We start from the raw sequence: 22443 nt of genomic DNA, 5'->3' as shown, positions 1-22443 counted from the left end.
CGCTCTCGGTGCTGGCGAGTCGCGCTCTCGGTGCCGGCGAGTCGCGCTCCGGGTGGGGTGCCTGGGCCGAGTCCCTCGCCTCACGCCTCCTGCAGCCGGGCGGCGGCCTCCAGGAGCATCCAGCCGGACAGCTGCACCGACAGGTCCGCCTCCGCCAGCCCGGGCCGCGGCTCCGGCGCCGGGTCCCGCCACTGCGCCGAGAAGACCGGCCCGCCGTGGATCTCGGCCCGCCCCTTCCACACGGCCTCGGCGTTGGCGAAGACCAGCTCGCGGGCGGCGTCGGCGAGCTCGGGCAGGCGCAGGGCGGCGTCGGCGAGGTAGCGAGCGGTGATGCCGGCGAAGAGCCCGCCGTCGCCTCCGCCGGAACCGGGCAGCACCCCGTCGGGCCCGGCGAGCCGCTGCCGCACCGCGTCGACGACGGCCAGCGCGCGGTCGGTCCAGCGCTGGTGGCCGTCACGGGCGGCGAGCTCGACGCACGCACCCAGGTAGACGCCCTGGTTGTAGGTGTAGACGTACGGCTCGACGGCGCGCACGGAGCCGTCGGGCGCGACGCGCACCCCGTCGCGGACCAGGCCGGTGTCGGGGTCGACGAGCGTCTCGGCCATCCAGTCGGTGATGGCCGCGGCGAACTCGACCTGGCCGTCGCGGGCGAGCAGGATGGCCGCAGGCCCGTTGGCCGGGGCGGCCTTGAAGTCGTCGTCGCGGCGCCACCAGATCCCACCGCCACCGTGCTCGGTCCACCCGTCGTGCAGCCGGCCCAGGATGCGGGGCAGCGCCGACGGCCCGGACCGCCCGACGAGCGTGCCCCCGCGCTGCAGCGCGAGGCCCAACCAGGCGATGTCGTCGTAGTACCGGTTGAGCCACGAGCCGCCGTTGCGCAGCCGCACGCTGCGGGCGAACGCCGCGATCGCCTTGGCCCGCGACCGGTTCGGCGCCCGCAGCTGCGCGTCGATCAGGCAGTCGAGCAGATGGGCCTGCCACCAGTAGTGCCACGGCACCGGCCAGGTGGGCCGGCGGCGGGGCCAGCGCACGCGGCCGATCCGCGTCCCGGGCAGCACACCGCCGATGCGGCGCAGGTGCCGGCGGACGACAGCGCGCTCGGCGACGCCCGCCCGCTCCCTCCAGTCCACGTCCCCGGCAGCCATCTGGCCAGTCTGCCGGATGTCCGAAAGCGAGGGATCCACGTCGTTGACGCCAAGATCGGGCCGGACGAGTCTGGAGCCGTGCCCGCCCACGAGGTCCTGATCCCGCTGTTCGACGGCGTGCAGCCGCTCGACGTGGCCGGGCCGCACGAGGTGCTCACCGGCGCCGGGCGCCTGGTCGAGCGGCGGGGGACCGGCGACGGCTACCGCGTGTCGCTGGTGGCGGAGCGGCCGGGGCCGGTGCGGGGGCACAGCGGCATGCAGCTGGTGGCCGACGCGGCGCTGCCCGAGTCGGGCGCGATCGGGACGCTGCTCGTGCCGGGCGGCGAGGGCACCGTCGGCCTGACCGCGGACGACCCGTTCGTCCGGTGGCTGCGCCGGGCCGCGGACCGGGCCGAGCGCGTGGTGTCGGTGTGCACCGGCTCCTTCGCGCTCGCCGCGGCCGGGCTCCTGGACGGGTTGTGCGCCACCACCCACTGGCACTACGCGGGCGAGCTCGCGCGCGCCCACCCGGCGGTCGACGTAAGGCCCGACGCCATCTACCTGCGGCAGGGCCGGGTCTGGACGTCGGCGGGCGTGACCGCGGGGATCGACCTCGCGCTCGCGCTCGTGGAGGCCGACCACGGCGCCGAGGTCGCGCAGCTGGTGGCCCGCCACCTGGTGGTGTTCCTGCGCAGGCCGGGCGGGCAGAGCCAGTTCGCGGGCCCGGTGTGGACGCCGCCCGCGCGCCGGCCCGCCGTGCGGGAGGCCCAGGACCTCATCCACGCCGACCCCACCGCCGACCTGCGCGTCGGCGTGCTCGCCTCCCGCGTCGGGATGAGCGAACGGCACTTCAGCCGGGAGTTCACCCGCGCCATCGGCTGCCCGCCGGGCGACTACGTCGAGCGGGTGCGCGTCGAGGTGGCCCGCCGCCTGCTCGAGACCGAACCGGTGCTCGTCACGGTCGCCGCCGCCCGCGCGGGCTTCGGATCGGCCGAGACCATGCGCCGCGCCTTCCTGCGCCGCCTCGGCGTACCGCCCGACCACTACCGCCGCCGCTTCGCGGTGCGCTAGAGAGGAGCCGACCGTGCTGGTCGCCATCGCCCTGTTCCCCCGCGTCACCGCGCTGGACGCGGTCGGCCCCTACGAGGTGCTGCAGCGCGTGCCCGAGCTGGACGTCGTGTTCACCGGGGAGAACCGCGGTGAGGTCCGCACCGACAACGGGTTCCTCGGGCTCACCGTCGACGCCTCGTTCGACGAGGTGCCCGCGCCGGACGTCGTGGTGGTGCCCGGCGGGATCGGGACGGCGGACCTGCTCGGCGGCGGCCCGTACCTGGACTGGCTGCGCGCCGTGCACCCCGGCACCCGCTTCACGACCTCGGTCTGCAGCGGCTCGCTCGCCCTCGCCGCCGCCGGGCTGCTGAACGGGCTGACCGCCACCTGCCACTGGGGCTTCGCGGAGCACCTGCGCCGGTTCGGCGCGGTCCCGGTGCAGGAGCGCGTGGTCACCCACCCGGACCGGCGGATCATCACCGCAGCGGGGGTGTCCGCGGGCATCGACATGGCGATCCAGCTCGTCTCGCTCCTCGTCGACGACGTCGCGGCCCAGGCCACGCAGGTCTACATCGAGTACGACCCGCAGCCGCCGTTCGACGCAGGCCACCCGGGCAAGGTGGGCGCCGCCGTCATGGAGCGGGTGGGCGAGTACGCGAAGGCCCGCCCCTGAGCCACCCGCGGAACAGCTCGAGGGTGGCGGGCAGCTGCGAGTGCAGCGGCGCGGGCAGTCCGGAGAGGTCGAACCAGCCCAGCTCGTCGAACTCGTGCGGCTCCCCGATCGCCACGGCCGCCGGGTCCACGCGCACGGCGTTGACGACGGCCACCCAGTGCGAGCCGCCCCGCAGGACGTTGCGGACGCCGATCGTCTCGACGTCCTGCGGGGAGGCCGCGTACTCCTCGCGCACCTCCCGGCGCACGGCGTCGGCGAACGACTCGCCGTGTTCGAGCGCGCCCGCGCCGGTGTCCCACGTGCCGGGCTCGTCGCGGGCGCCCGCGCCGCGGCGGGCCAGCAGCACCCGGCCGCGGCCGTCGTGGCAGACGAACACGACCGAGACGGCCGGGTCCACCCGCGGGTCGACGGCCATCAGAAGTGCTCCGTCAGGGCGCGGAAGTGCTCCAGGTGCAGGACCCCGCGGTCGGCGGGGTCGAGCTCGTCGTGCTCCAGCACCCAGGTGTGCGGGTTCGGGATGAACACCGCGTTCAGCCCGGCCGCCCTGGCCGGGAGGATGTCCGAGCGCGGGGAGTTGCCGATCATCCACGTCGCCTGCGGGACGAGGCCCCGCTCGGCGACGAGCGACCGGTAGGTGCGCACGTCCTTCTCGGCCACGATGTGCACGCTCGCGAAGTGGTGGGCGAGGTTCGACGCGTCGATCTTGCGCTGCTGCTCGGCCGGGTCGCCCTTCGTGAGCAGCATCAGCTCGTGCCGGCTGCCGAGCTCGGCGAGGGTCTCCGCGACCCCCGGCACCAGCTCGACCTCGTCGGCCACGAGCGCCGCCGCGAGCTGCTCGATCTCCCGAGCCTCCGCTGGGCCGACCGGCCGCTCGCTGAGCCGCTCGAAGCAGTCGTGCAGGCTGCGCAGGAAGCTCGCGGTGCCGTAGCCGTGCACGGCGACGTTGGCGCGCTCCACCTCGTCCAGCACGGCGCGGGTGGCCGCGCGGTCGAGCGTGGGGTGGGCCAGCCAGTCGAGGTAGGCGTCGATGACCCGCTCGAAGCGGACGTTGTTCTCCCACAGCGTGTCGTCCGCGTCGAACAGCAGCGTCTGGCGGTCGGTCGGCACGCCTGCGAGCCTACGGATCACGCGCCGCGCGCCTGACTGATTTCGTCGGTGTTCGAATGTATGTTCGACACATGGAGCCCATCGCATCCACCCACCAGGCCGACCAGTACGGCGCCTGGCAACGCGACACGATCCGTCGCCACGGCTGGGCGCTGCAACCGATGCCGGGCGACGAGGACGGGCCGCCGTACGTCTACACGGTCGGCCTGTCCGGCTTCGGCCACCCCGAGCTCATCCTCTTCGCCACCGCTCCCGCGATCGCGGCCAGGGTGCTCAACGACCTCGGCGAGCTGGTCCGCCGCGGCCGCACGCTCGCCGCGGGCGAGCGGGTCCGGCTGCGCAGCGGGGACGTCCACCTGCTCACGTTCCCGGAGTCGGCCGACTGGCTGTTCGCCGCCAACGACCTCTACCGCGCGCCCGGCGCGCCACCGGTGCCCGCGCTGCTCGTGGTGCCCGCCGACGAGCTGGCGCCCGCCTGACCGAGCGGGCCCGCCGGGGTCACCAGGCGGCGTCGAGGTCGGCGTGCTGGCGGATCCACGTGTGCATCGCGATGCCGGCGGCCACGCCCGCGTTGATCGAGCGGGTGGAGCCGAACTGGGCGATGGAGACGGTCAGCGCGGCGACCTCGCGCCCCTCCGCCGTGATCCCCGGACCCTCCTGCCCGAACAGCAGCACGCAGTGCCGCGGCAGCTCGCACGTCTCGATCCGCACCGCGCCCTGCGTGTTGTCCACGGCCACCACCGCGAGGCCGTGGTCGGCGGCGAACGCGGCGAGGCCCGCGACGTCGTCGTGGTGGTGCACCCGCAGGTAGCGGTCGGTCACCATCGCCCCGCGCCGGTTCCAGCGCCTGCGGCCGATGATGTGCACGCCCGCTGCGGCGAAGGCGTTGGCGGTGCGCACCACCGTGCCGATGTTGTGGTCGTGGCCGAAGTTCTCGATCGCCACGTGGAAGGGGTGGGCCCGGCGGGCGAGGTCGGCGGCCACCGCCTCGCGGCGCCAGTACCGGTACGCGTCCACGACGTTGCGCGAGTCGCCGTGCTCGAGCAACTCGGGGTCGTACCGGTCGTCGCGCGGCCACGCCGCGCGTCCGCCCGGCCACGGACCGACGCCCACCTGGCCCGCCACGGTCCACTCGCTGGGCCCGGCCGCCTCGGCCTCCACCTCCATGCGCCCGATGATGCCCCGCCACCCGGCGAGGGCGGCCCCGGGGAACCCAGCAGACCACTCCAGGCGGCGTTGTCCACCCCGCCGCCGCGGCCGCGGCGCGGGTTACGGTCGCGATCCGTACTGTGATCATCTCGTGATCTTCCGGCCCGTGGCATGCTCGCGGCCTGGGGATGCGCCGAGCAGCGCTCGATGCGGTTCGTCTCAGGACGATCACGATTCGCCCGGTCACCGACCCGTCCGGCGACTCGCCGCGCACGTTCGCGCTGAGTGACGTCATCGTGCGGTACGGGGCCGTCGACGAGCGGCAGATTGGCTCCGGATCGCAAGGATGAGCGGTCACTGCCTGAAGGCGATACATCGCGTTCGGTCCAAGCATTACGGCAGATGGCGCAATCGGACGCCATTCGTCGCGCCGGCAGCCGCTTCCGGCCCAAGGCACTCTCAGCTTCGCAACCAGGACGCGGCGGCACCTCCTACCGTCACCGGCCATGGATCAGCGGCTACTGCGCGTGGCGTGGTTGAGCGGGTTCGGGGTCGCCATGGCCGCCCCGGCGCTCGCCTACCTCGCGCTGCCGTCGAACGGCGGGTTGTCGACCGGTGGGTTCTGGAACCGGCTCTCGGTGCTCACCGGTCTGCTCGCGCTGTCGGCGCTCGTGTCCGCGGCGGTGCTTCCGTCGCGGCTGCGCTCGCTGACCCGCGCGTTCGGCATCGAGTCGGTGATCGACCTGCACCGCTTCCTCGGCGTGGTCACCGCGGCGCTGGTGTTCGCCCACCTCGCCTGCGTGGTCGCGGCCGATCCGGCCAACATCACCCTGCTCGACCTCACCGACGCCCCCGGGCGGGCCCGCGCCGCGACGATCGCGACGCTGGCACTGGTCGGGCTGGCCGTGCTCGCCGTGCTGCGCAACCGCGCCCAGCTGTCCTACGAGCTGTGGAAGTGGTCGCACATCGCGCTCGCGGCCACGGCGATCGTCGCGTCGGCCATGCACATCTGGCTGCTCGACAAGCTGGTCCGGGACGCCCTGATCGGCACGATGTTCCTGCTGTTCGCCGTGGTGCTCGTGCTCGTGTTCGGGCACCGCTGGGTGTTCCGCCCGCTGTTCGACCCGTCCACCGAGTTCGTCGTCCGCGACATCCGGCGGGAGAACCCGACGGTGAGCACCCTGGTGCTCACCCCGCGCCGCCGGGCCGACCGGCCCGCGACGAACTGGGCGTTCGAGCCGGGCCAGTTCGCCTGGATCCGCCTGGACCGCTCGGTGATGGCCGAGGAGCACCCGTTCACGATCGCGTCGAGCGCCCACTCCGATGCCACCGAGTTCACGATCCGCCACACCGGTGACTTCACGCGGGCGCTGCGAAAGCTCCCGGTGGGCGCCACCGTGTGGGTGGACGGCCCGCACGGCGCGTTCACCAACGACTCCGAGCACTCCGCGGGGTTCGTGATGATCGCGGGCGGAGTCGGCATCACCCCGATGATGAGCATGTTGCGCACCGCCGCGCACCGGAACGACCCCCGCACCTACCGGCTCGTGGTCGTCGCGAGCGCACCGCAGGACCTGCTGTTCCGGGCCGAGCTCGCCCAGCTGCGCCGAGTGCTCGACCTCGAGGTCACCGAGGTGCTGCGCCGGCCGGTGGAGGGGTGGAACGGCCCGACGGGCGGCGTCGACGCCGAGCTGCTCGCCTCCGTCCTGGGCGGGCACCGACCCGATGACGTCGACTTCTTCATCTGCGGCCCGCCCGCCCTGGTCACCGACGCCATGAGCGCCCTGGACCTCCTGGGCGCCAGTCCGGAACGCATCCACACCGAACAGTTCGACATGGCTTGAGCGAGCGCTCCCCCAGCTCCCCACCTCGCTCCCCGGAAAGAACAGAAAGGCCCACATGCTCCGCCGGATCCCCCGAATACTCCGCGGTGCCGTCGTCGTCACGGTGCTGCTGGCCGTCTCGGCCTCGGTGTACCAGTCCTGGTCCGCCGGGGCGCCCGGCACGAGCGGCTGGACCCAGACCCAGTGGGGCCCGCTCGGGCCCGCCGACCGCGACCTGCTCGTCAAGGTCCGGCTCGCCGGGCTCTGGGAAGGACCCACCGCACAACAGGCCCAGCAGATGGCCACCAGCGAGGACGTGCGCGAGGTCGGCCGCAAGCTCGCCGAGGAGCACGCCCAGCTCGACGAGGAGGTGCGCAGCGTCGCCGACCAGCTCGGCGTCCCCCTGCCGAGCGGCCCCAGCGCCGAGCAGATGCGGTGGATGTCCGAGATCTCCTCGAAGACCGGCTCGGAGTACGACCGCACCTTCGTGCAGCGCCTGCGCGAGGCGCACGGGATGGTGCTGCCGGTGATCTCCGAGGTGCGCGCCAGCACCCAGAACGACCTGGTCCGCCAGTTCGCCGAGACCGCGGCCACGTTCGTGACCCGCCACCACGGCTACCTCGAGAGCACCGGCCTGGTCGACTACTCGGCGCTGCCCCACCACGGGCCCGGCCTGCTGGGCGGCGGCACCCAGATGAGCGACCTCCTCGTGCCGTTCCTGGTGTTCGTCGCCGCGCTGCTGGCCGCGATCGCCCTGTTCTGGGGCCTGCGCACCCGGCCGACGGCCGCCGGCCGCCGGGAGCGGGTCACCGTTCCGCAGCCGCCGATCTCGCAGCCGGCCGCGCGCATGCCGGAGCTCTCCGCGGTGGCCGCGATCCCGGCTCCGCGCGACGACGCGACCGGTCGGTTCTCCCCGCTGTCCGACATCCCCGTGGCGACGGTCACCGACAGCGGCGCCTACCGCCTGTCCCCCGACACCGGTCCGCAGGCCGCCGTCCGGTCGCGCCGCGGCACCGCCACGCTCACCGACACCGGATCGCACGCCGCCGTCTCCGACACCGGCCCGATCGACGCCGTGGCGGACACCGGCTCCCACCGCGCGGTCACCGATTCCGGCTCCCACCGAGTTTCCTCGTCCGGTTCCCACCGGATGCCGCGCTCCCGCAGGGCGCGGCACTCCATGCGGCGCTAGCTCCCCGCTCACCGCGCCGCTGCACCAGCTACCCCCCGCTGGTGTGACCGTCCCCGACCCCGAACGGAGGACCCGTGTCCCCGACAAGCACTGCACGGCACCGCTCGACCACCCCCCGCAAGGTCGCGCTCTGCGCCGCCGCCGTACTGGCGACCCTCCTGCCCACCGCGTGCGGGGCCGCCTACGCCGACAGCGGCCACTCCGGCCACGGCACGGAGGTGGTCGAGGTCGGCGGGGCCGACGCCGCGGAGCCCGCGGCTGTCAACGCCCCGGACGACGACGGCGACGACGACGCCGAGGCCGACGCCGCCGACGGTGACGAGGACGCCGCCGAGGGCGACGAGGAGGACGCCGACGAGAAGGACGCCGACGCCGACGGCGAGCGCCGCGGCAACGGCGGCAACGGCGACAACGGCAAGGACAACGAGAACAAGGGCAAGGACAACAACGGCAACGGAAACGACAACAACGGCAACAACAACAACGGCAACAACAACAACGGCGGCGACGAGGACAACAACGGGCTCGACGTCCTCGGCCGGGACTGCTCGAACAGCGACCTGGAGCCGCACAACGGGTTCCAGGAGGCGCCGCGCTGCGTCGACACCGCGTTCGGCGAGGTCGCGTCCGAGGAGAAGAGCCCGTCGCTGCTGATCACCGAGTCGCCGGAGACCGTGAAGGCCGGCGAGGAGTTCACGATCACGGTGAGCACCCGCAACCTGATCCGCGACCGCTTCCTCGGCGCTGCCGCGGGCGGTTACTACCTGGAGAGCTCGTTCCTCAACGAGGACGGCATCCAGCGCGGCCACTTCCACACCGCGTGCCGCATGCTCGAGAGCACCAGCGAGGCCCCCGACGCCGAGCCGGAGCCGGAGTTCTTCCTCGCCACCCAGGACAACGAGGGCGGCGAGGGCCCGGACTTCGTCGAGATCACCGTGTCCGGCATGCCGACCGCGGGCACCGCGCAGTGCGCCGTGTGGGCCGGTGACGGGTCGCACCGCATCCCGATGATGCAGCGCGCGGACCAGACCCCGGCCTTCGACGCGGTCCGCATCACCGTCGAGTGAGCAGGAACGATCAGGCGAGGCCGATGTCGGCCAGGCCGAGCAGCGCGCGGTAGCGCAACCCCTCGGCCTCGATCGCCTCCCGGGCACCGGTGTCGCGGTCCACCACGGTCGCGACACCGGTGACCTCTGCTCCGGCCTCCTGCACCGCGCGGACGGCCGTGAGCACCGAGTTGCCGGTCGTCGAGGTGTCCTCCACGACGAGCACCTTGCGGCCGGCGATGTCCGGCCCCTCGATGCGCCGCTGCATCCCGTGCTTCTTGGTGTCCTTGCGGACGACGAACGCGTCGACCGGGGGCGTCTCGGGTGCGACGGCCCGCTCGGCGGCGGCCGCGTGCAGCACGGCGTCGGCCACCGGGTCGGCGCCCAGGGTGAGGCCGCCGACCGCGGAGTACTCCCAGTCGGCCGTGAGCACCCGCAGCAGCCGCCCGACCAGCGGTGCGGCGCGGTGGTCGAGGGTCACCCGGCGCAGGTCGATGTAGTAGTCGGCCTCGGCGCCGGACGACAGCGTGACCCGCCCGTGCACCACGCCCAGCTCCCGGACGAGCGCCGCGAGCTGCTCCCGCTCGGTGTCCGCGCTCATCGCTCACCCGCGGCGATCACCCGCCGCAGCACCGGCCGCGGCAGCAGGTCGATCAGGGCGGCGAGCACCTTGTACTGCGGGCTCGGCACGGATACCACCTTCCCCCTCGCCAGGTCGGCGAGACATTCCTCCACGACGCGCTCCGCGTCCAGCCACAGCGGCCCGCGGCGCGCACCCACGTCCAAACCCGCGCGCTCGTGGAACTCCGTGCGCACGAAGCCGGGGCACAGCACGAGCGCCCGCACCCCGGTGCCGGCGAGCGAGGCCGCGAGGCCCTCGGTGAAGACCGTGACCCACGCCTTCTCGGCGGTGTAGGTCGAGCGGCTGCCGGTGACCAGGCCCAGCATGCTCGCCACGTTGATCACGGCGCCACGGCCCCGTTCGACCATGCCGGGCAGTGCGGCCCGCGTCAGCTGCAGCACGGCGGTGACGTTCAGGTCGTGCTGGGCGAGCAGCGCGGCCGGGTCGGCCTTCAGGAACGACCTCCCCTGGGCGGCCCCGGCGTTGTTGACCAGCAGGTCGACCGGCGCCGCATCGGCGGCCAGCCGCTCCGCGACGCGCTCGCGCCCCTCGGCGGTCGAGAGGTCGGCGGCCAGCACCTCCGCGGACACCCCGCGCTCGCGGTGCCGGGCGGCGGCCGCCTCCAACCGGCCGCGGTCGCGCGCGACGAGCACGAGGTCCCGGCCGTCCCGGGCGAGCCGCTCGGCGAACGCGGCCCCGATGCCGGACGTCGCACCGGTGATGAGCGCTGTGGGCACGGCCCGACCCTACTTCTTCCGCTCGGGCACGCTGTGGATCTCGTGGCCGACGCGGCCACGGCGCTGAACCGCGCCGGTCACTCCTTGCGCAGGCGGACGCCCAGGCCCTGCTCGAGCGCGGTGGCGAACTCGGCGAGGTCGGCGAGCAGGTCCTGCACGCGCTCGACGCTGGAGCCGAGCGGCGCGGTGGCCAGCACCCACGACTCCTCGCCCCACAGGAGCTCGACATCGTCGCCGAGGGCGTCGGCGGCCGTGGCGAGGCGCGGGGTGAGCAGCGGGCGGACCGCCGCGGCGTCGGAGACGAACGCGTACCGCTCGCCGACCGGCTGAAGCAGGTCGAGCCCGGCGTCGTCGGGCAGCGGGGCCGACGGGAGCCGCAGCTCGACGGCCGCGGGAAGCGGCTCCTGCAGCTGGACGGCCACCAGGATCGAGGTCAGGCGCCCGGCCTGTTCGTGGTCGAACACGTACGCCATGCGGGGCCCGTCCGGGGTGGGCACGTCGCCGCTGATCAGGTTGCGGGCCACGCCGGGGCCGCCCTGGTGGATGGTGCCGTAGCGCCAGCGGCTCGGGAGCACCGGATCGGTGTCCAGGAACTCCCAGCCGCGCATGGCGGCCCACCGCTTCCGGTCCTTCGCCCCGGAGCCGCGACGGCTGTCGATCAGCAGCAGAGCTGCGCCGATCAACAGCGCGATCACGGCGATGACGAACCACACCGTCGACGAGAGACCCACGGTCGAGCAGCGTAGCCCGGTACCGGCCCGACGAGCGGCAACGCCACGCATGATCGGGCCGGGCATCGGTCCCGGCCCGATCGCGTCAGCTCGTGGCGACCGGCATGCCCCGGCCGACGATCAGGGCGCCGGTGCCGCCCTCGGCCATGGGGTCGAGGTCGACCCGCACGGTGTCGCCCTCGCGGATCTCGCCGGCCAGCAGCTCCTTGGCCAGCTGGTCGCCGATCGCGGTCTGCACCAGCCTGCGCAGCGGCCGCGCCCCGTAGACCGGGTCGAAGCCGTTCATGGCCAGCCACTCCCGGCCGGCGTCGGTGACCTGCAGGGTCAGCCTGCGCTTGGCCAGCCGCTCCCGCAGCCGGTCGAGCTGGATGTCGACGATCGCCGTGAGCTCCTCGGTCGACAGCGAGTGGAAGACCACGACGTCGTCGAGCCGGTTCAGGAACTCCGGCTTGAAGTGCTGGCGCACGATCGTCATCACCGCATCCTTGCGGCCCTGGTCGTCGAGCGCCGGGTCGGCGATGGCCTGCGAGCCCAGGTTCGACGTGAGCACGAGGATCGTGTTGCGGAAGTCGACCGTGCGGCCCTGGCCGTCGGTGAGCCGCCCGTCGTCGAGCACCTGCAGCAGGATGTCGAAGACGTCCGAGTGCGCCTTCTCGACCTCGTCGAACAGCACCACCGAGTACGGGCGCCTGCGGACCGCCTCGGTGAGCTGACCGCCCTGGTCGTAGCCGACGTAGCCGGGCGGGGCACCGACGAGGCGGGCCACCGAGTGCTTCTCGGAGTACTCGCTCATGTCGATGCGGATCATCGCCCGCTCGTCGTCGAACAGGAACTCGGCGAGGGCCTTGGCCAGCTCGGTCTTGCCGACGCCGGTGGGCCCGAGGAACAGGAACGAGCCGGTGGGCCGGTTCTCGTCGGAGATGCCCGCCCGGGCGCGGCGCACGGCGTCGGAGACGGCGCGCACGGCCTCGGTCTGGCCGACGACGCGCTTGGCGAGTTCGTCCTCCATCCGCAGCAGCTTGGCGGTCTCGCCCTCGAGCAGCCGCCCGGCCGGGATGCCGGTCCACGCGGAGACGACGTCGGCGACGTCGTCCGGGCCGACCTCCTCCTTCAGCATCACGTCGCCGTCGGGTGCCGTGTTGGCCGTGGCCTCGGCGAGCTTCTTCTCCAGCGCCGGGATGCGCCCGTAGCGCAGCTCGGCGGCCTTGCCCAGGTCGCCGTCGCGCTCGGCGCGCTCCGACTCGCCGCGGAGCGCCTCGAGCTGCTCCTTCAGCTCGCGCACCGACTCGATGGCCTTCTTCTCGTTCTGCCACCGGGCGGTGAGGGCCGACAGCTCCTCCCGCTTCTCGGCCAGCTCGGCGCGCAGCGCCTCGAGCCGCTCGCGGGACGCCGGGTCGTCCTCCTTCTCCAGCGCCATCTCCTCGATCTCCAGCCGGCGCACGGCGCGTTCGACGCTGTCGATCTCGACGGGCCGGGAGTCGATCTCCATCCGCAGCCGGGACGCGGCCTCGTCGACGAGGTCGATCGCCTTGTCCGGCAGGAACCGCGCGGTGATGTAGCGGTCGGACAGGGTGGCGGCGGCCACGAGCGCGGCGTCGGTGATCCGCACACCGTGGTGGACCTCGTAGCGCTCCTTGAGCCCGCGCAGGATGCCGACGGTGTCCTCCACCGACGGCTCACCCACCAGCACCTGCTGGAAGCGGCGCTCCAGCGCGGGGTCCTTCTCGATGCGCTCGCGGTACTCGTCGAGCGTGGTGGCGCCGACCATCCGCAGCTCGCCGCGGGCGAGCATCGGCTTGATCATGTTGCCGGCGTCCATCGCGCCCTCGCCGGTGGCGCCCGCCCCGACGATCGTGTGCAGCTCGTCGATGAACGTGATGATCTGCCCGGCCGACTCGGTGATCTCCTTCAGGACGGCCTTGAGCCGCTCCTCGAACTCACCGCGGTACTTCGCGCCCGCGACCATCGCGCCCAGGTCGAGCGACACGACCCGCTTGCCGCGCAGGGACTCCGGGACGTCCCCGGCGACGATGCGCTGGGCGAGGCCCTCGACGATGGCGGTCTTGCCGACGCCCGGCTCACCGATCAGCACCGGGTTGTTCTTGGTGCGCCGCGACAGCACCTGCACGACGCGGCGGATCTCGGCGTCACGCCCGATCACCGGGTCGAGCTCGCCCTTGCGCGCCCGCTCGGTGAGGTCGACGCCGTACTTCTGCAACGCCTGGTAGGTGCCCTCCGGGTCGGGGCTCGTGACCCGGGCCGACCCGCGGACCTTCGTGAAGGCCTCCCGCAGGGCGTCGGGGGTGGCACCGTGGCGGCGCAGCAGGTCGGCGACCTGGCTGGGAGCCGTGGCGAGGCCGACCAGAAGGTGCTCGGTGGAGACGTACTCGTCGCCCATCTCGGTGGCGAGGCGCTGGGCGGCGTTGATCGCGGCGATCGCCTCGCGGGAGAGCTGGGGAGCGCTCACCGTCGAGCCCGACGCCGAGGGCAGCCGGTTGGACAGCTGGTTGAGGTCGTTGCGCACCGCTGCGGCGTCGGCACCGACGGCGGCCAGCAGCGGCCCAGCGATACCGTCGGTCTGGGCCAGCAGCGCGCCGAGCAGGTGCACGGGGCCCACGTCCGGGTTGCCGGCGAGCGTCGCCGCCTGCGCCGCGGCCGAGATGGCCTGCTGCGTCTTGGTGGTGGGGTTGAAGGAATCCATCCCCTCGGGTCCTCCTGCACGTGGTCCGTCAGGGCACCATCGTGCCCGTCGATACCAACAACGTCAGGAAAGTTGAGTGTGTTCCACTCAAGGTTGGTTCGTTTCGTGCGTTGTGCCGGTGCGGGTCAGCCGAGCGCGGAGTTCACCACCGCCGTGTCCGCGACCTGCTCGAACCGGATCGCCTTGCCCGCGCGGAAGTGCCACACGTGCACCGCCCGCGCCTGCATGGACCGGCCGGTCGCCCGGTAGGTGCCCCGGTAGGTGAGCACCACCGCGATCGCGTCCCCGGTCCCGATGAACTCCTCGGCCTCGACCGCGAACCCGGCCCACTCGGCGCCGATGCGCCGGAACACGCCGTCCAGCACGGCCTGGGGCCCGCGGTAGGTGCCCGCGTACGGCGAGCCCGCCGCCCCGACCCACTCGACGTCCCGGTCGAGCAGCGCGAGCACCGTCGGGATGTCGCCGTTCGCGTACGCCGCGTACCCGGCGCGCAGCGCCGCGACGTTGTCGATCGCCGCGCCCGCGGCGGCCTGGTCGGTGCTCATGGGTCCTCCTCGTCCCCGGCGTTGTTCCCGCTCCGGCTGCCGCCCAGCGTGGCGCCGTGGGGCCACACGGGCACAGTCGCAGAACTGCGTACCCCGGGACCGGGCCCGATCAGCCGACGACGGTGTTGAGCACCGCGGTGTCGTCGATGCTCTCGTAGCGGGTGATCCGCCCGTCCCTGAACCGGTACAGGTGAACGAACCGGGACGTCATCGACTTCCCGGTCGACCGGTACGTGCCACGGCAGGTGCCGAGCACCGCGACCGCATCCCCGGACGCGATGTACTCCTCCGGCTCCACGTGGAACTCCGCCCACTCGGACGCGACCCGGCCGAACACCCCGGCCGCGACGTCCTCCGGCCCGACGAACGTGCCCGCGAACGGGCCGCCGGACGCCTCCACCCACCGCACGTCCGGGTCCAGCAGCGCGAGCACGATCGGGACGTCCCAGGACTCGAACGCCGCGTACCCCGTGCGCAGCACCGCCACGTTCCGCGCCGCGGCGTCATCCGCGGCCGCGCCGGTGGTCCGCTCGGTCATCACCACGTCCCTCCCTCACCGCGTCGGGCGCGCCTCGTCGGAAGGACACTCGGAAAAGGGCGGCGCAGCGCTAGCGGTGGGCGCTCGACGGCGTGCCCGCCGTCCACCGCCCCACCAGGGCGTCCGGGCGCTCGAAGGGCCGTTGGACGGCCGCCCCCGGGTTAAGCTGGCCCGCGAGGACCCCGGTCCCGGCTCCCCGTTCCGACGAGCAGGAAGACACCGGCCTTCATGACCGCTGAACAGTTGCTCACCGCTGACCTGTCCGGCATCGGCGAGCCCCGCGGTGAAGAGCACGGAAGAGCGCGGCTCATCAGGGACAGCTGGGCGCAGATCGAACCGGACGTCGACGAGCTGGGGCGGCTGTTCTACGCCAACCTGTTCCGCATCGCCCCCGAGACCCGCGACCTGTTCCCGGTCAACCTGCAGGTGCAGCGCAGCCGGCTCGTGCGCGCGCTCGTGCACGTCGTGCAGATGATCGACCGGCCGGACGAGCTCACGCCCTTCCTCGAGCAGCTCGGCCGCGACCACCGCAAGTTCGGCGTGGTCGCGCGGCACTTCGAGGCCGTCGGCGAGGCGCTGTTCGCCGCGCTCGCCGACACAGCGGGCCCCGTCTGGACCCCCGAGGTGCGCGAGGCCTGGGTCCACGCCTACGAGTTCGTGTCCGGCGCCATGCGCACCGCGGTCGAGTCCGAGCGCGGCCCCGCCACGTGGTTCGGCGAGGTGGTCGCCCACGAGCGCATCGGCTGGGACATCGCGATCATCACCGTGCAGGCCCCCGAACCGATCCCCTACCGGGCGGGCCAGTACCTGAGCGTCGAGGTCCCACAACGGCCGCGGCTGTGGCGCTACCTCTCGCCCGCCAACGCCCCCCGCGAGGACGGCACGCTGGACTTCCACGTCCGCGCCGTCGAGGGCGGGTGGGTCAGCCGCGCGATCGTCGCCCACACCAACATCGGCGACACCTGGCGCTTCGGCTCGCCGATGGGCCGGATGCACGTCGACCCCGGCACCGGGCGCGAGGTGCTGATGGTCTGCGGCGGCACCGGCGTCGCCCCCATGAAGGCGCTGCTGGAGGACATCGCGCAGCGTCCCGAGCAGCCCCGGACGCAGGTCTTCGTCGGCGGCCGCACCTGGGACGACCTCTACGACTTCACGAGCCTGCGCAAGTTCTCCTACAGCAACACCTGGCTCGACGTGATCCCCGTCGTCGAGGAGGACGACGGCGCCTCGGGCGCCGAGCGCGGCACCCTCGCCGACGTCGTCACCCGGTACGGGGCGTGGGCCGACCACGACGTGCTGGTCTGCGGCTCGCCCGCGATGATCCGGGCCACCGTCTCCCGGATGCTGGTCGCGGGCACCCCGCTGGACCGGATCAAGTACGACCCGTTCACGGTGGACTGACCTGGCGTTCGCGCGGCGCAGTCCGGGTTCCGCGGGTCCGGGTCGGGCGCGCCCGACGGGGCGCCGCCCGACTTCGTGCCGCCGGAGGGAGCGGGAACCGGCCGCCCGGCCGCCGACGGCCGGTCAGCCGCGCGGCTTCGGCCGCCAGACGACGAGCGCCTGGCGGCGGTCGACCGGGACCAGCTCGCGCCGGTACGAGGCGTGCACCGCCGCGGCAGCCTCCTCGGCGGCGACCCGGGCGGCGGCGAGCTCCCGTTCCAGCTCCTCCACGCGGTTGCGCAGCTCGTCGATCGTCTGTTCCAGCTCAATGATCCGCTTGATGCCCGCGAGGTTGACGCCCTCCTGCTGGGAGAGCCGCTGCACCTCGCGGAGCAGGGCGATGTCACGCGGCGAGTACCGCCGTCCACCGCCCGCGGCCCGGCCGGGGCTCACCAGGCCCAGCCGGTCGTAGCTGCGCAGCGTCTGGGCGTGCAGGCCCGCGAGCTCGGCCGCTACGGAGATCACGAACATGGGGCTGTCCATGTCCGCGCCCGGCGGGAGCCCGCGGCCGTCAGTCGTCATCGCGCACCTCCGAACAGGTCAGCCCGCGGGTCGAAGTCCTTCGTGGCTTCGGCGTACGACTGCAACGCCTCGACGGCCTTGTCGTCGAGCCGCGACGGCACGGCCAGCTCGACGGTGACGAGCAGGTCGCCGGCCTTGCCCTTGCGCTGCACCCCGCGCCCGCGCACCCGGAACGTGCGCCCGCTCGCCGTGCCCGGCGGGATCCGCAGCGTGACGGTGGAGTCCAGCGTGGGCACGGTGATCGTGCTGCCGAGCGCGAGCTCCGGGTAGCTGACCGGAACGGTGAGGGTGATGTCGTCCGGGTTGCGCTCCGACCGGCCGAAGATCCGATGCGGGGTGACGTGCACCCTCACGTACAGGTCCCCAGCGGGCGCGCCGCCGCGGCCCGGTTCGCCCTGCCCCTTGAGCCGGATCTGCTGCCCGTCCTGCACCCCGGGCGGGATGCGCACGGTGATCGTGCGGGTGCGGGTGCTCATGCCCTCGCCACCGCATTCGGGGCAGGGGTCGTCGATGATCCGGCCCGTGCCGCGGCAGTCGCGGCACGGCTCGGAGAACGCGAACGCGCCCTGGCTGCGGCTGACCAGACCGACGCCGCCGCACGTGGGGCAGGTGCGCGGGGTGCTCCCCGGCCGCGCCCCGGTGCCGCCACAGCGTTCGCAGCGACCCGGCGAGGTCAGCCGCAGCTGCACCTCGGCGCCGCGCACGGCGTCGACGAAGTCGATCCGCAGCTCGCTCTCGACGTCGGCGCCCCGCCGGCTGCGCGTGGTCGTGGTGGTGCCCGCGCCCCGGCCGCCGAACAGACCGCCGAACAGGTCACCGAGTCCACCGGCGCCGGAGGCGCCCCCGAACAGGTCGTTCAGGTCGAAGCCGGGGCCGGCGGCGGTCCCGAACCCACCCGGGAACCCGCCGCCGGCGAACCGGCCGCCACCACCGGCGAAGAGCGCGCGCGTCTCGTCGTACTCGCGACGCTTCTTCTCGTCGGACAGCACCCCGTACGCCTCGGAGACCCTCTTGAACCGGGCCTCGGCCTCGGCGTCGCCGGGGTTGGCATCCGGGTGCAGCTCACGGGCGAGCCTCCGGTACGCCTTCTTGATCTCGTCGGCCGAAGCGTCGGGGGGCACGCCCAGCTCGCGGTAGTAGTCCTTCTCGATCCAGTCCCGCTGGGTCACCCCGCCTCCTTCCCGTTGATCAGGGCTCTTCGGCCGGATCGGTCGTCGTGCTGGTGCCGTCCTCCTCGCTCCGGTCGGCGGACCCCAGTTCGTCGGGGCGGTCGGCCACCGCGACCATCGCCGGCCGCAGCACGCGGTCGGCGATGCGGTAGCCGCGGCGCAGCACCGAGGAGATCACGGTGACGGTCGGCCCGTCCACGGTGCTCGGCTCGTGCTGCACCGCCTCGTGCACGGACGGGTCGAACGGCTCGCCCTCCATCCCGAACGGCTCGAGGCCGAGCTTCTGCGTGACGGCCACCAGCTTGTCGGCCACCGCCTTGAACGGACCGGTGAGATCACCGTGGGCCTCGGCGCGCTCGATGTCGTCGAGCACGGTGACCAGCTCGGACATGAGCTGCACGCGCGCGTTGATCTGCACGTTCTCCCGGTCGCGCTCCACGCGGCGCCGGTAGTTGGCGTACTCGGCGGTGACCCGCTGCAGGTCGGCCGTGCGCTCGGCGACCTGAGCGGCGAGCTCCGCTGCGGCGACGGCGTCCGGCCCGGTCGCCTCCCCAGCCTGCTGCTCGGGTGTGGCGTCGGGGCCGCCCCCGGCCGACTCCTCGGCCGGAGAGCGCACCTCGCCGGTCACCGGGTCGATCCGGCGCCGGTCCCGGACCACGACCCGCTCCCCGTCGCCGTTCTCGACAGCGTCGTTGCGGTTGTCGTGGTCACTCACTTCTTGTCCTTCTCCTCGTCGACGATCTCGGCGTCCACGACATCGTCAGAGCCGCCGGCCTGCTGGCCGCCGGCCTGGCTCGCGCCACCGGTGGCGGCCCCGGCCGCACCGTCGGCGCCGGCCTGCTGGTAGAGGGCCGAACCCATCTTCTGGGACTCGGTGGCGAGCTTCTCCATGGCCGACTTGACGGCCTCGATGTCGGTGCCCTTCAGCGCCGACTGGACGTCGCCGATCGCGCGGTTCACCGAGTCCTTCACGTCGGCCGAGAGCTTCTCGTCGTTCTCCTTGATGAACTTCTCGGTCTGGTAGACGAGAGTCTCGGCCTGGTTGCGGGTCTCGGCCTCCTCACGCCGCTTCTTGTCCTCGGCGGCGTGCTGCTCGGCCTCGCGCATCATGCGCTCGATCTCCTCCTTCGGCAGGGAGGAGCCACCGGTGATCGTCATGGCCTGGCTCTTGCCGGTGCCCAGGTCCTTCGCGGACACGTTGACGATGCCGTTGGCGTCGATGTCGAAGGAGACCTCGATCTGCGGCACGCCCCGGGGAGCCGGCGGGATGCCGGTCAGCTCGAACATGCCGAGCTTCTTGTTGTAGGCCGCGATCTCGCGCTCGCCCTGGTAGACCTGGATCTGCACCGACGGCTGGTTGTCCTCGGCCGTGGTGAAGATCTCCGACCGGCGGGTGGGGATCGTGGTGTTGCGCTCGATGAGCTTGGTCATCACACCGCCCTTGGTCTCGATGCCGAGCGAGAGCGGGGTGACGTCGAGCAGCAGAACGTCCTTGACCTCGCCCTTCAGCACACCGGCCTGCAGGGCGGCACCGACGGCGACGACCTCGTCCGGGTTGACGCCCTTGTTCGGCTCCTTGCCACCGGTGAGCTCCTTGACCAGGTCGGTGACCGCCGGCATGCGGGTGGAGCCGCCGACGAGCACGACGTGGTCGATGTCGCCGACCGAGATGCCCGCGTCCTTGATCACCTGGTGGAACGGCGCGCGGGTGCGGTCCAGCAGGTCGGAGGTGATCCGCTGGAACTCGGCGCGCGAGAGCGTCTCGTCGAGGAACAGCGGGTTCTTGTCGGCGTCGACCGTGATGTAGGGCAGGTTGATCGTCGTGGTCGACTGGCTCGACAGCTCGATCTTGGCCTTCTCCGCGGCCTCGCGCAGCCGCTGCATCGCCATCCGGTCCTTGGTCAGGTCGATGCCGTGGCTGCTCTTGAACCGCTCGACGAGCCAGTTGATGATCCGCTCGTCCCAGTCGTCGCCACCGAGGTGGTTGTCACCGTTGGTGGCCTTGACCTCGACGACGCCCTCGCCGATCTCCAGCAGCGACACGTCGAAGGTGCCACCACCGAGGTCGAAGACCAGGATGGTCTGCTCCTTCTCGCCCTTGTCCAGCCCGTAGGCCAGCGCGGCCGCGGTCGGCTCGTTGACGATCCGGAGCACGTTCAGGCCGGCGATCTGGCCGGCCTCCTTGGTGGCCTGGCGCTGGGCGTCCTCGAAGTACGCCGGGACGGTGATCACCGCGTCGGTGACCTCCTCACCCAGGTACGCCTCGGCGTCGCGCTTCAGCTTCTGCAGCACGCGCGCGCTGATCTCCTGCGCGCGGTAACGCTTGCCGTCGATCTCCGGCGTCGTCCAGTCGCTACCGATGTGGCGCTTGACGGACCGGAAGGTCCGGTCCGCGTTCGTCACGGCCTGGTTCTTCGCCGACTGACCGACGAGCACCTCGCCGTTGCGGGCGAACGCGACGACCGACGGGGTGGTGCGCGCACCCTCGGCGTTGGCGATGACCGTGGGTTCGCCGCCCTCGAGGACGGCAACGCAAGAGTTGGTGGTCCCGAGGTCGATACCGACCGCACGAGCCATGGTGTTGTGCCTCCGATGGTGGTGGACTTGAGCTGCCGTCGCTCAAGTTTGCCACGGGCGAATCGGGGGACCGCGCCCGCGCCTTGAGCCAGCTTCACTCAACTTGCTGCCCGGTCCAACGTACGGGTGCGCGCTCGTGTTCCCCGGGCGACCCGGGTCACCGTCGCGCCGGGGTGGGTGGAGGCCGCGCTCGCGCCTACAGCGGGGCGGCCGGGCGGGGTTCGACGCGGCCCGCCGAGGCGGGCGGCAGCGGGTCGGGGATCGGGGCGAGCACGCGGTGGTGCTCGGGGTCGGCCACCACGTTCTCGTCCGCGTCGTAGTACTCCAGCTGCCCGTCCGGACCGAGCTCGGCGTGGTAACCGGCGGCGGCGAGCTGCTCCTCGTCGAGGTCGACCAGCGCCTCCCAGCGGCTCGGCACGACCTTGTAGTCCGGCCACGGCAGGTGTCCGTACGCATCGTGGAGGTCCGCGAGCAACCCGACGAACACCTGCTGCCACCGCAGGGGCATCGACTGCGCGAGCGAGCGCGGCACCACGAGGTGGTCGGGCGTGGCGCCGGGCGCCGGCCGGTCGAGGTAGTCCTGGACGGGCGTGGTGGATGCCGGGACGGAGCCTTCGGGGGGCATTGCTACTCCTGCGATACGGATGTCCGAACGCGACAGTATCGACACCGCTACACGGTGTTCGGCGTGGTGCCCGGGCGCGTGGCGAGCGGCACGAGTTCGGAGTAGTTCCACGGCACCGACCGCACCCGCACCCGCTCACCCGTGTACGGGGCCTCCACCATCTGGCCGTTCCCCAGGTACATCGTGACGTGGTGGATCGTCGACGGGTCCGACGGATCCGTCGCGTAGAACAGCAGGTCACCCGGCTGGGCCTCGGAGATCGGGACGTGCCCGCCCGCGTAGAACTGCTGGCGCGACACGCGCGGCAGGTTGATGCCCGCCGCCTGGTAAGCCCGCAGTACCAGCCCCGAGCAGTCGTAGGTGTTCGGGCCGGTGGCACCCCAGACGTAGGGCTTGCCGACCTCGCGGAGCGCGAACTCGATCGCCGCCCGGGCCACTCCCTCCGGCAGCTCGGCGGTGCGCCCGCAGCCCGTCGGGTCGGCGACGTCGGCGAGCTCGCGCACCAGGTCGGCGGCGAGGCCCTCCCACTTGGCGTAGGCGTCGGGGAAGGCCGACCGCTGCACGGTCTGGGCCGCCACGGTGACCGGCATGGACTCCCAGCCCGGGACCTCCAGGAGACGCTCGATGAAGATCCGCGTCGCGTACACCGGGTCGGTGACCTGCGCGGGCGTCCCCCACCCCTGGGAGGGCCGCTGCTGGAACAGCCCGAGCGAGTCGCGGTCGCCGTAGTTGATGTTGCGGAGGGTCGACTCCTGCATCGCGGTGGCCAGCGCGATCAGCCACGCCCGCGGCGGTGCCCCCATCTCGCGGGCGACCCCGATGATCGTGGCCGCGTTGCGCCGCTGCTCATCGCTCAGGTCGCCGATCCGGGTGCCCGCCCGGCTGCCGGCCAGCGGGCCCACCGGCGCGCGCACGGTGGGGTCGCACGCGCCATAGCTCTGCCTGCCGCCACCGAGGCCCCCGGTGCTCACGGTGAAGGCGATGAAGCCCACCCCGAGGAAGAGGCCGAGCGCCGTCACGAACACGACGACCGGCACGAGCAGCCGCAGCGGACGCAGGGCACGCATCGGGT

The 22443-nt window shown here is 73.0% G+C and carries 23 protein-coding genes; 7 read left to right on the top strand and 16 right to left on the bottom strand.

The genetic code is table 11. The annotated features are described in order from the left end of the window. Positions 1-80: 80 nt before the first annotated feature. Positions 81-1145 (bottom strand): glycoside hydrolase family 76 protein, encoded by a 1065-nt coding sequence (locus VKZ81_RS25210; RefSeq protein ID WP_324244159.1) that lies wholly within the window; start codon positions 1143-1145, stop codon positions 81-83. A 78-nt stretch (positions 1146-1223) separates the two neighbouring features. Here VKZ81_RS25210 and VKZ81_RS25205 point away from each other — a divergent pair, with 78 nt between their 5' ends. Both VKZ81_RS25205 and VKZ81_RS25200 read left to right on the top strand, forming a co-directional pair. Next, the gene (locus VKZ81_RS25205; RefSeq protein ID WP_324244158.1) at positions 1224-2195 is read left to right on the top strand and encodes a GlxA family transcriptional regulator; all 972 of its coding nucleotides are present in this window, start codon (positions 1224-1226) and stop codon (positions 2193-2195) included. Between the two features lie 13 nt (positions 2196-2208). Further along, positions 2209-2847, top strand: a complete 639-nt coding sequence (locus tag VKZ81_RS25200) for a DJ-1/PfpI family protein (protein WP_324244157.1) — start codon at positions 2209-2211, stop codon at positions 2845-2847. Here the strand turns inward: VKZ81_RS25200 and VKZ81_RS25195 are convergent. Both VKZ81_RS25195 and VKZ81_RS25190 read right to left on the bottom strand, forming a co-directional pair. Next, positions 2807-3262 (bottom strand): NUDIX hydrolase, encoded by a 456-nt coding sequence (locus VKZ81_RS25195; protein ID WP_324244156.1) that lies wholly within the window; start codon positions 3260-3262, stop codon positions 2807-2809. The genes VKZ81_RS25200 and VKZ81_RS25195 overlap by 41 nt on opposite strands. Continuing rightward, the gene (locus VKZ81_RS25190; protein ID WP_324244155.1) at positions 3262-3954 is read right to left on the bottom strand and encodes an HAD family hydrolase; all 693 of its coding nucleotides are present in this window, start codon (positions 3952-3954) and stop codon (positions 3262-3264) included. Before VKZ81_RS25190 ends, VKZ81_RS25195 begins: the two co-directional genes overlap by 1 nt. Positions 3955-4025: 71 nt before the next feature. Between VKZ81_RS25190 and VKZ81_RS25185 the strand changes: the two genes are divergently transcribed. Further along, positions 4026-4433, top strand: a complete 408-nt coding sequence (locus VKZ81_RS25185) for a DUF4262 domain-containing protein (protein ID WP_324244154.1) — start codon at positions 4026-4028, stop codon at positions 4431-4433. Between the two features lie 19 nt (positions 4434-4452). Here the strand turns inward: VKZ81_RS25185 and VKZ81_RS25180 are convergent, their stop codons facing one another. Beyond that, on the bottom strand, positions 4453-5121 hold the full coding sequence (locus tag VKZ81_RS25180) for a TrmH family RNA methyltransferase (protein WP_324244153.1): 669 nt from the start codon (positions 5119-5121) through the stop codon (positions 4453-4455). Positions 5122-5609: 488 nt separating this feature from the next. Between VKZ81_RS25180 and VKZ81_RS25175 the strand changes: the two genes are divergently transcribed. The 3 genes from VKZ81_RS25175 to VKZ81_RS25165 all read left to right on the top strand — a co-directional run bounded on the left by VKZ81_RS25175 (position 5610) and on the right by VKZ81_RS25165 (position 9185). Next, the gene (locus VKZ81_RS25175) at positions 5610-6947 is read left to right on the top strand and encodes a ferredoxin reductase family protein (protein WP_324244152.1); all 1338 of its coding nucleotides are present in this window, start codon (positions 5610-5612) and stop codon (positions 6945-6947) included. A 55-nt stretch (positions 6948-7002) separates the two neighbouring features. Continuing rightward, on the top strand, positions 7003-8118 hold the full coding sequence (locus tag VKZ81_RS25170) for a DUF4142 domain-containing protein (protein ID WP_324244151.1): 1116 nt from the start codon (positions 7003-7005) through the stop codon (positions 8116-8118). A 74-nt stretch (positions 8119-8192) separates the two neighbouring features. After that, on the top strand, positions 8193-9185 hold the full coding sequence (locus tag VKZ81_RS25165) for a hypothetical protein (RefSeq protein WP_324244150.1): 993 nt from the start codon (positions 8193-8195) through the stop codon (positions 9183-9185). A gap of 10 nt (positions 9186-9195) precedes the next feature. On the opposite strand, the gene pyrE is transcribed toward VKZ81_RS25165, so the two are convergent. From pyrE to VKZ81_RS25135, 6 genes are all read right to left on the bottom strand, one after another. Continuing rightward, positions 9196-9765: an orotate phosphoribosyltransferase gene (gene pyrE / locus VKZ81_RS25160; protein WP_324244149.1), complete on the bottom strand. Its 570-nt coding sequence runs from the start codon at positions 9763-9765 to the stop codon at positions 9196-9198. Then, complete coding sequence (locus VKZ81_RS25155) at positions 9762-10523, bottom strand: SDR family NAD(P)-dependent oxidoreductase (RefSeq protein ID WP_324244148.1); 762 nt, start codon at positions 10521-10523, stop codon at positions 9762-9764. The genes pyrE and VKZ81_RS25155 overlap by 4 nt, the downstream gene beginning before the upstream one ends. 77 nt (positions 10524-10600) lie before the next feature. Next, positions 10601-11254, bottom strand: a complete 654-nt coding sequence (locus VKZ81_RS25150; protein WP_324244147.1) for a TtfA family protein — start codon at positions 11252-11254, stop codon at positions 10601-10603. 85 nt (positions 11255-11339) lie between these two features. After that, positions 11340-13955: an ATP-dependent chaperone ClpB gene (gene clpB / locus VKZ81_RS25145; RefSeq protein ID WP_324244146.1), complete on the bottom strand. Its 2616-nt coding sequence runs from the start codon at positions 13953-13955 to the stop codon at positions 11340-11342. 125 nt (positions 13956-14080) lie between these two features. Continuing rightward, complete coding sequence (locus VKZ81_RS25140; RefSeq protein ID WP_324244145.1) at positions 14081-14500, bottom strand: nuclear transport factor 2 family protein; 420 nt, start codon at positions 14498-14500, stop codon at positions 14081-14083. Positions 14501-14609: 109 nt separating this feature from the next. Further along, entirely contained in the window at positions 14610-15038 is a 429-nt protein-coding gene (locus VKZ81_RS25135; RefSeq protein WP_324244144.1) for a nuclear transport factor 2 family protein, read from the bottom strand. 228 nt (positions 15039-15266) lie between these two features. On the opposite strand from VKZ81_RS25135, the gene VKZ81_RS25130 reads away from it, so the two are divergent. Continuing rightward, on the top strand, positions 15267-16439 hold the full coding sequence (locus tag VKZ81_RS25130; RefSeq protein WP_324244143.1) for an FAD-binding oxidoreductase: 1173 nt from the start codon (positions 15267-15269) through the stop codon (positions 16437-16439). Between the two features lie 123 nt (positions 16440-16562). Here the strand turns inward: VKZ81_RS25130 and VKZ81_RS25125 are convergent, their stop codons facing one another. The 6 genes from VKZ81_RS25125 to VKZ81_RS25100 form a co-directional block, all read right to left on the bottom strand. Continuing rightward, positions 16563-17000 carry a heat shock protein transcriptional repressor HspR gene (locus VKZ81_RS25125; RefSeq protein WP_324244142.1) on the bottom strand — a complete coding sequence of 146 codons (438 nt, stop codon included), beginning with the start codon at positions 16998-17000 and terminating at the stop codon, positions 16563-16565. Next, positions 16997-18169, bottom strand: coding sequence for a molecular chaperone DnaJ (gene dnaJ, locus VKZ81_RS25120; protein WP_324244141.1), 1173 nt, complete (start codon positions 18167-18169; stop codon positions 16997-16999). The genes VKZ81_RS25125 and dnaJ overlap by 4 nt, the downstream gene beginning before the upstream one ends. Positions 18170-18188: 19 nt before the next feature. Continuing rightward, the gene (grpE, locus tag VKZ81_RS25115) at positions 18189-18884 is read right to left on the bottom strand and encodes a nucleotide exchange factor GrpE (protein WP_324244140.1); all 696 of its coding nucleotides are present in this window, start codon (positions 18882-18884) and stop codon (positions 18189-18191) included. Beyond that, complete coding sequence (gene dnaK / locus VKZ81_RS25110; RefSeq protein ID WP_324244139.1) at positions 18881-20746, bottom strand: molecular chaperone DnaK; 1866 nt, start codon at positions 20744-20746, stop codon at positions 18881-18883. The genes grpE and dnaK overlap by 4 nt, the downstream gene beginning before the upstream one ends. A gap of 196 nt (positions 20747-20942) precedes the next feature. Next, on the bottom strand, positions 20943-21371 hold the full coding sequence (locus VKZ81_RS25105) for a hypothetical protein (RefSeq protein WP_324244138.1): 429 nt from the start codon (positions 21369-21371) through the stop codon (positions 20943-20945). Positions 21372-21418: 47 nt separating this feature from the next. Further along, positions 21419-22438, bottom strand: a complete 1020-nt coding sequence (locus tag VKZ81_RS25100; protein WP_324244137.1) for a C40 family peptidase — start codon at positions 22436-22438, stop codon at positions 21419-21421. Positions 22439-22443: the final 5 nt, after the last annotated feature.

This window comes from Pseudonocardia sp. (assembly GCF_035305885.1).
Taxonomy (GTDB): Bacteria; Actinomycetota; Actinomycetes; order Mycobacteriales; family Pseudonocardiaceae; genus Pseudonocardia.
This window is presented reverse-complemented; position numbering and strand designations above follow the sequence as displayed.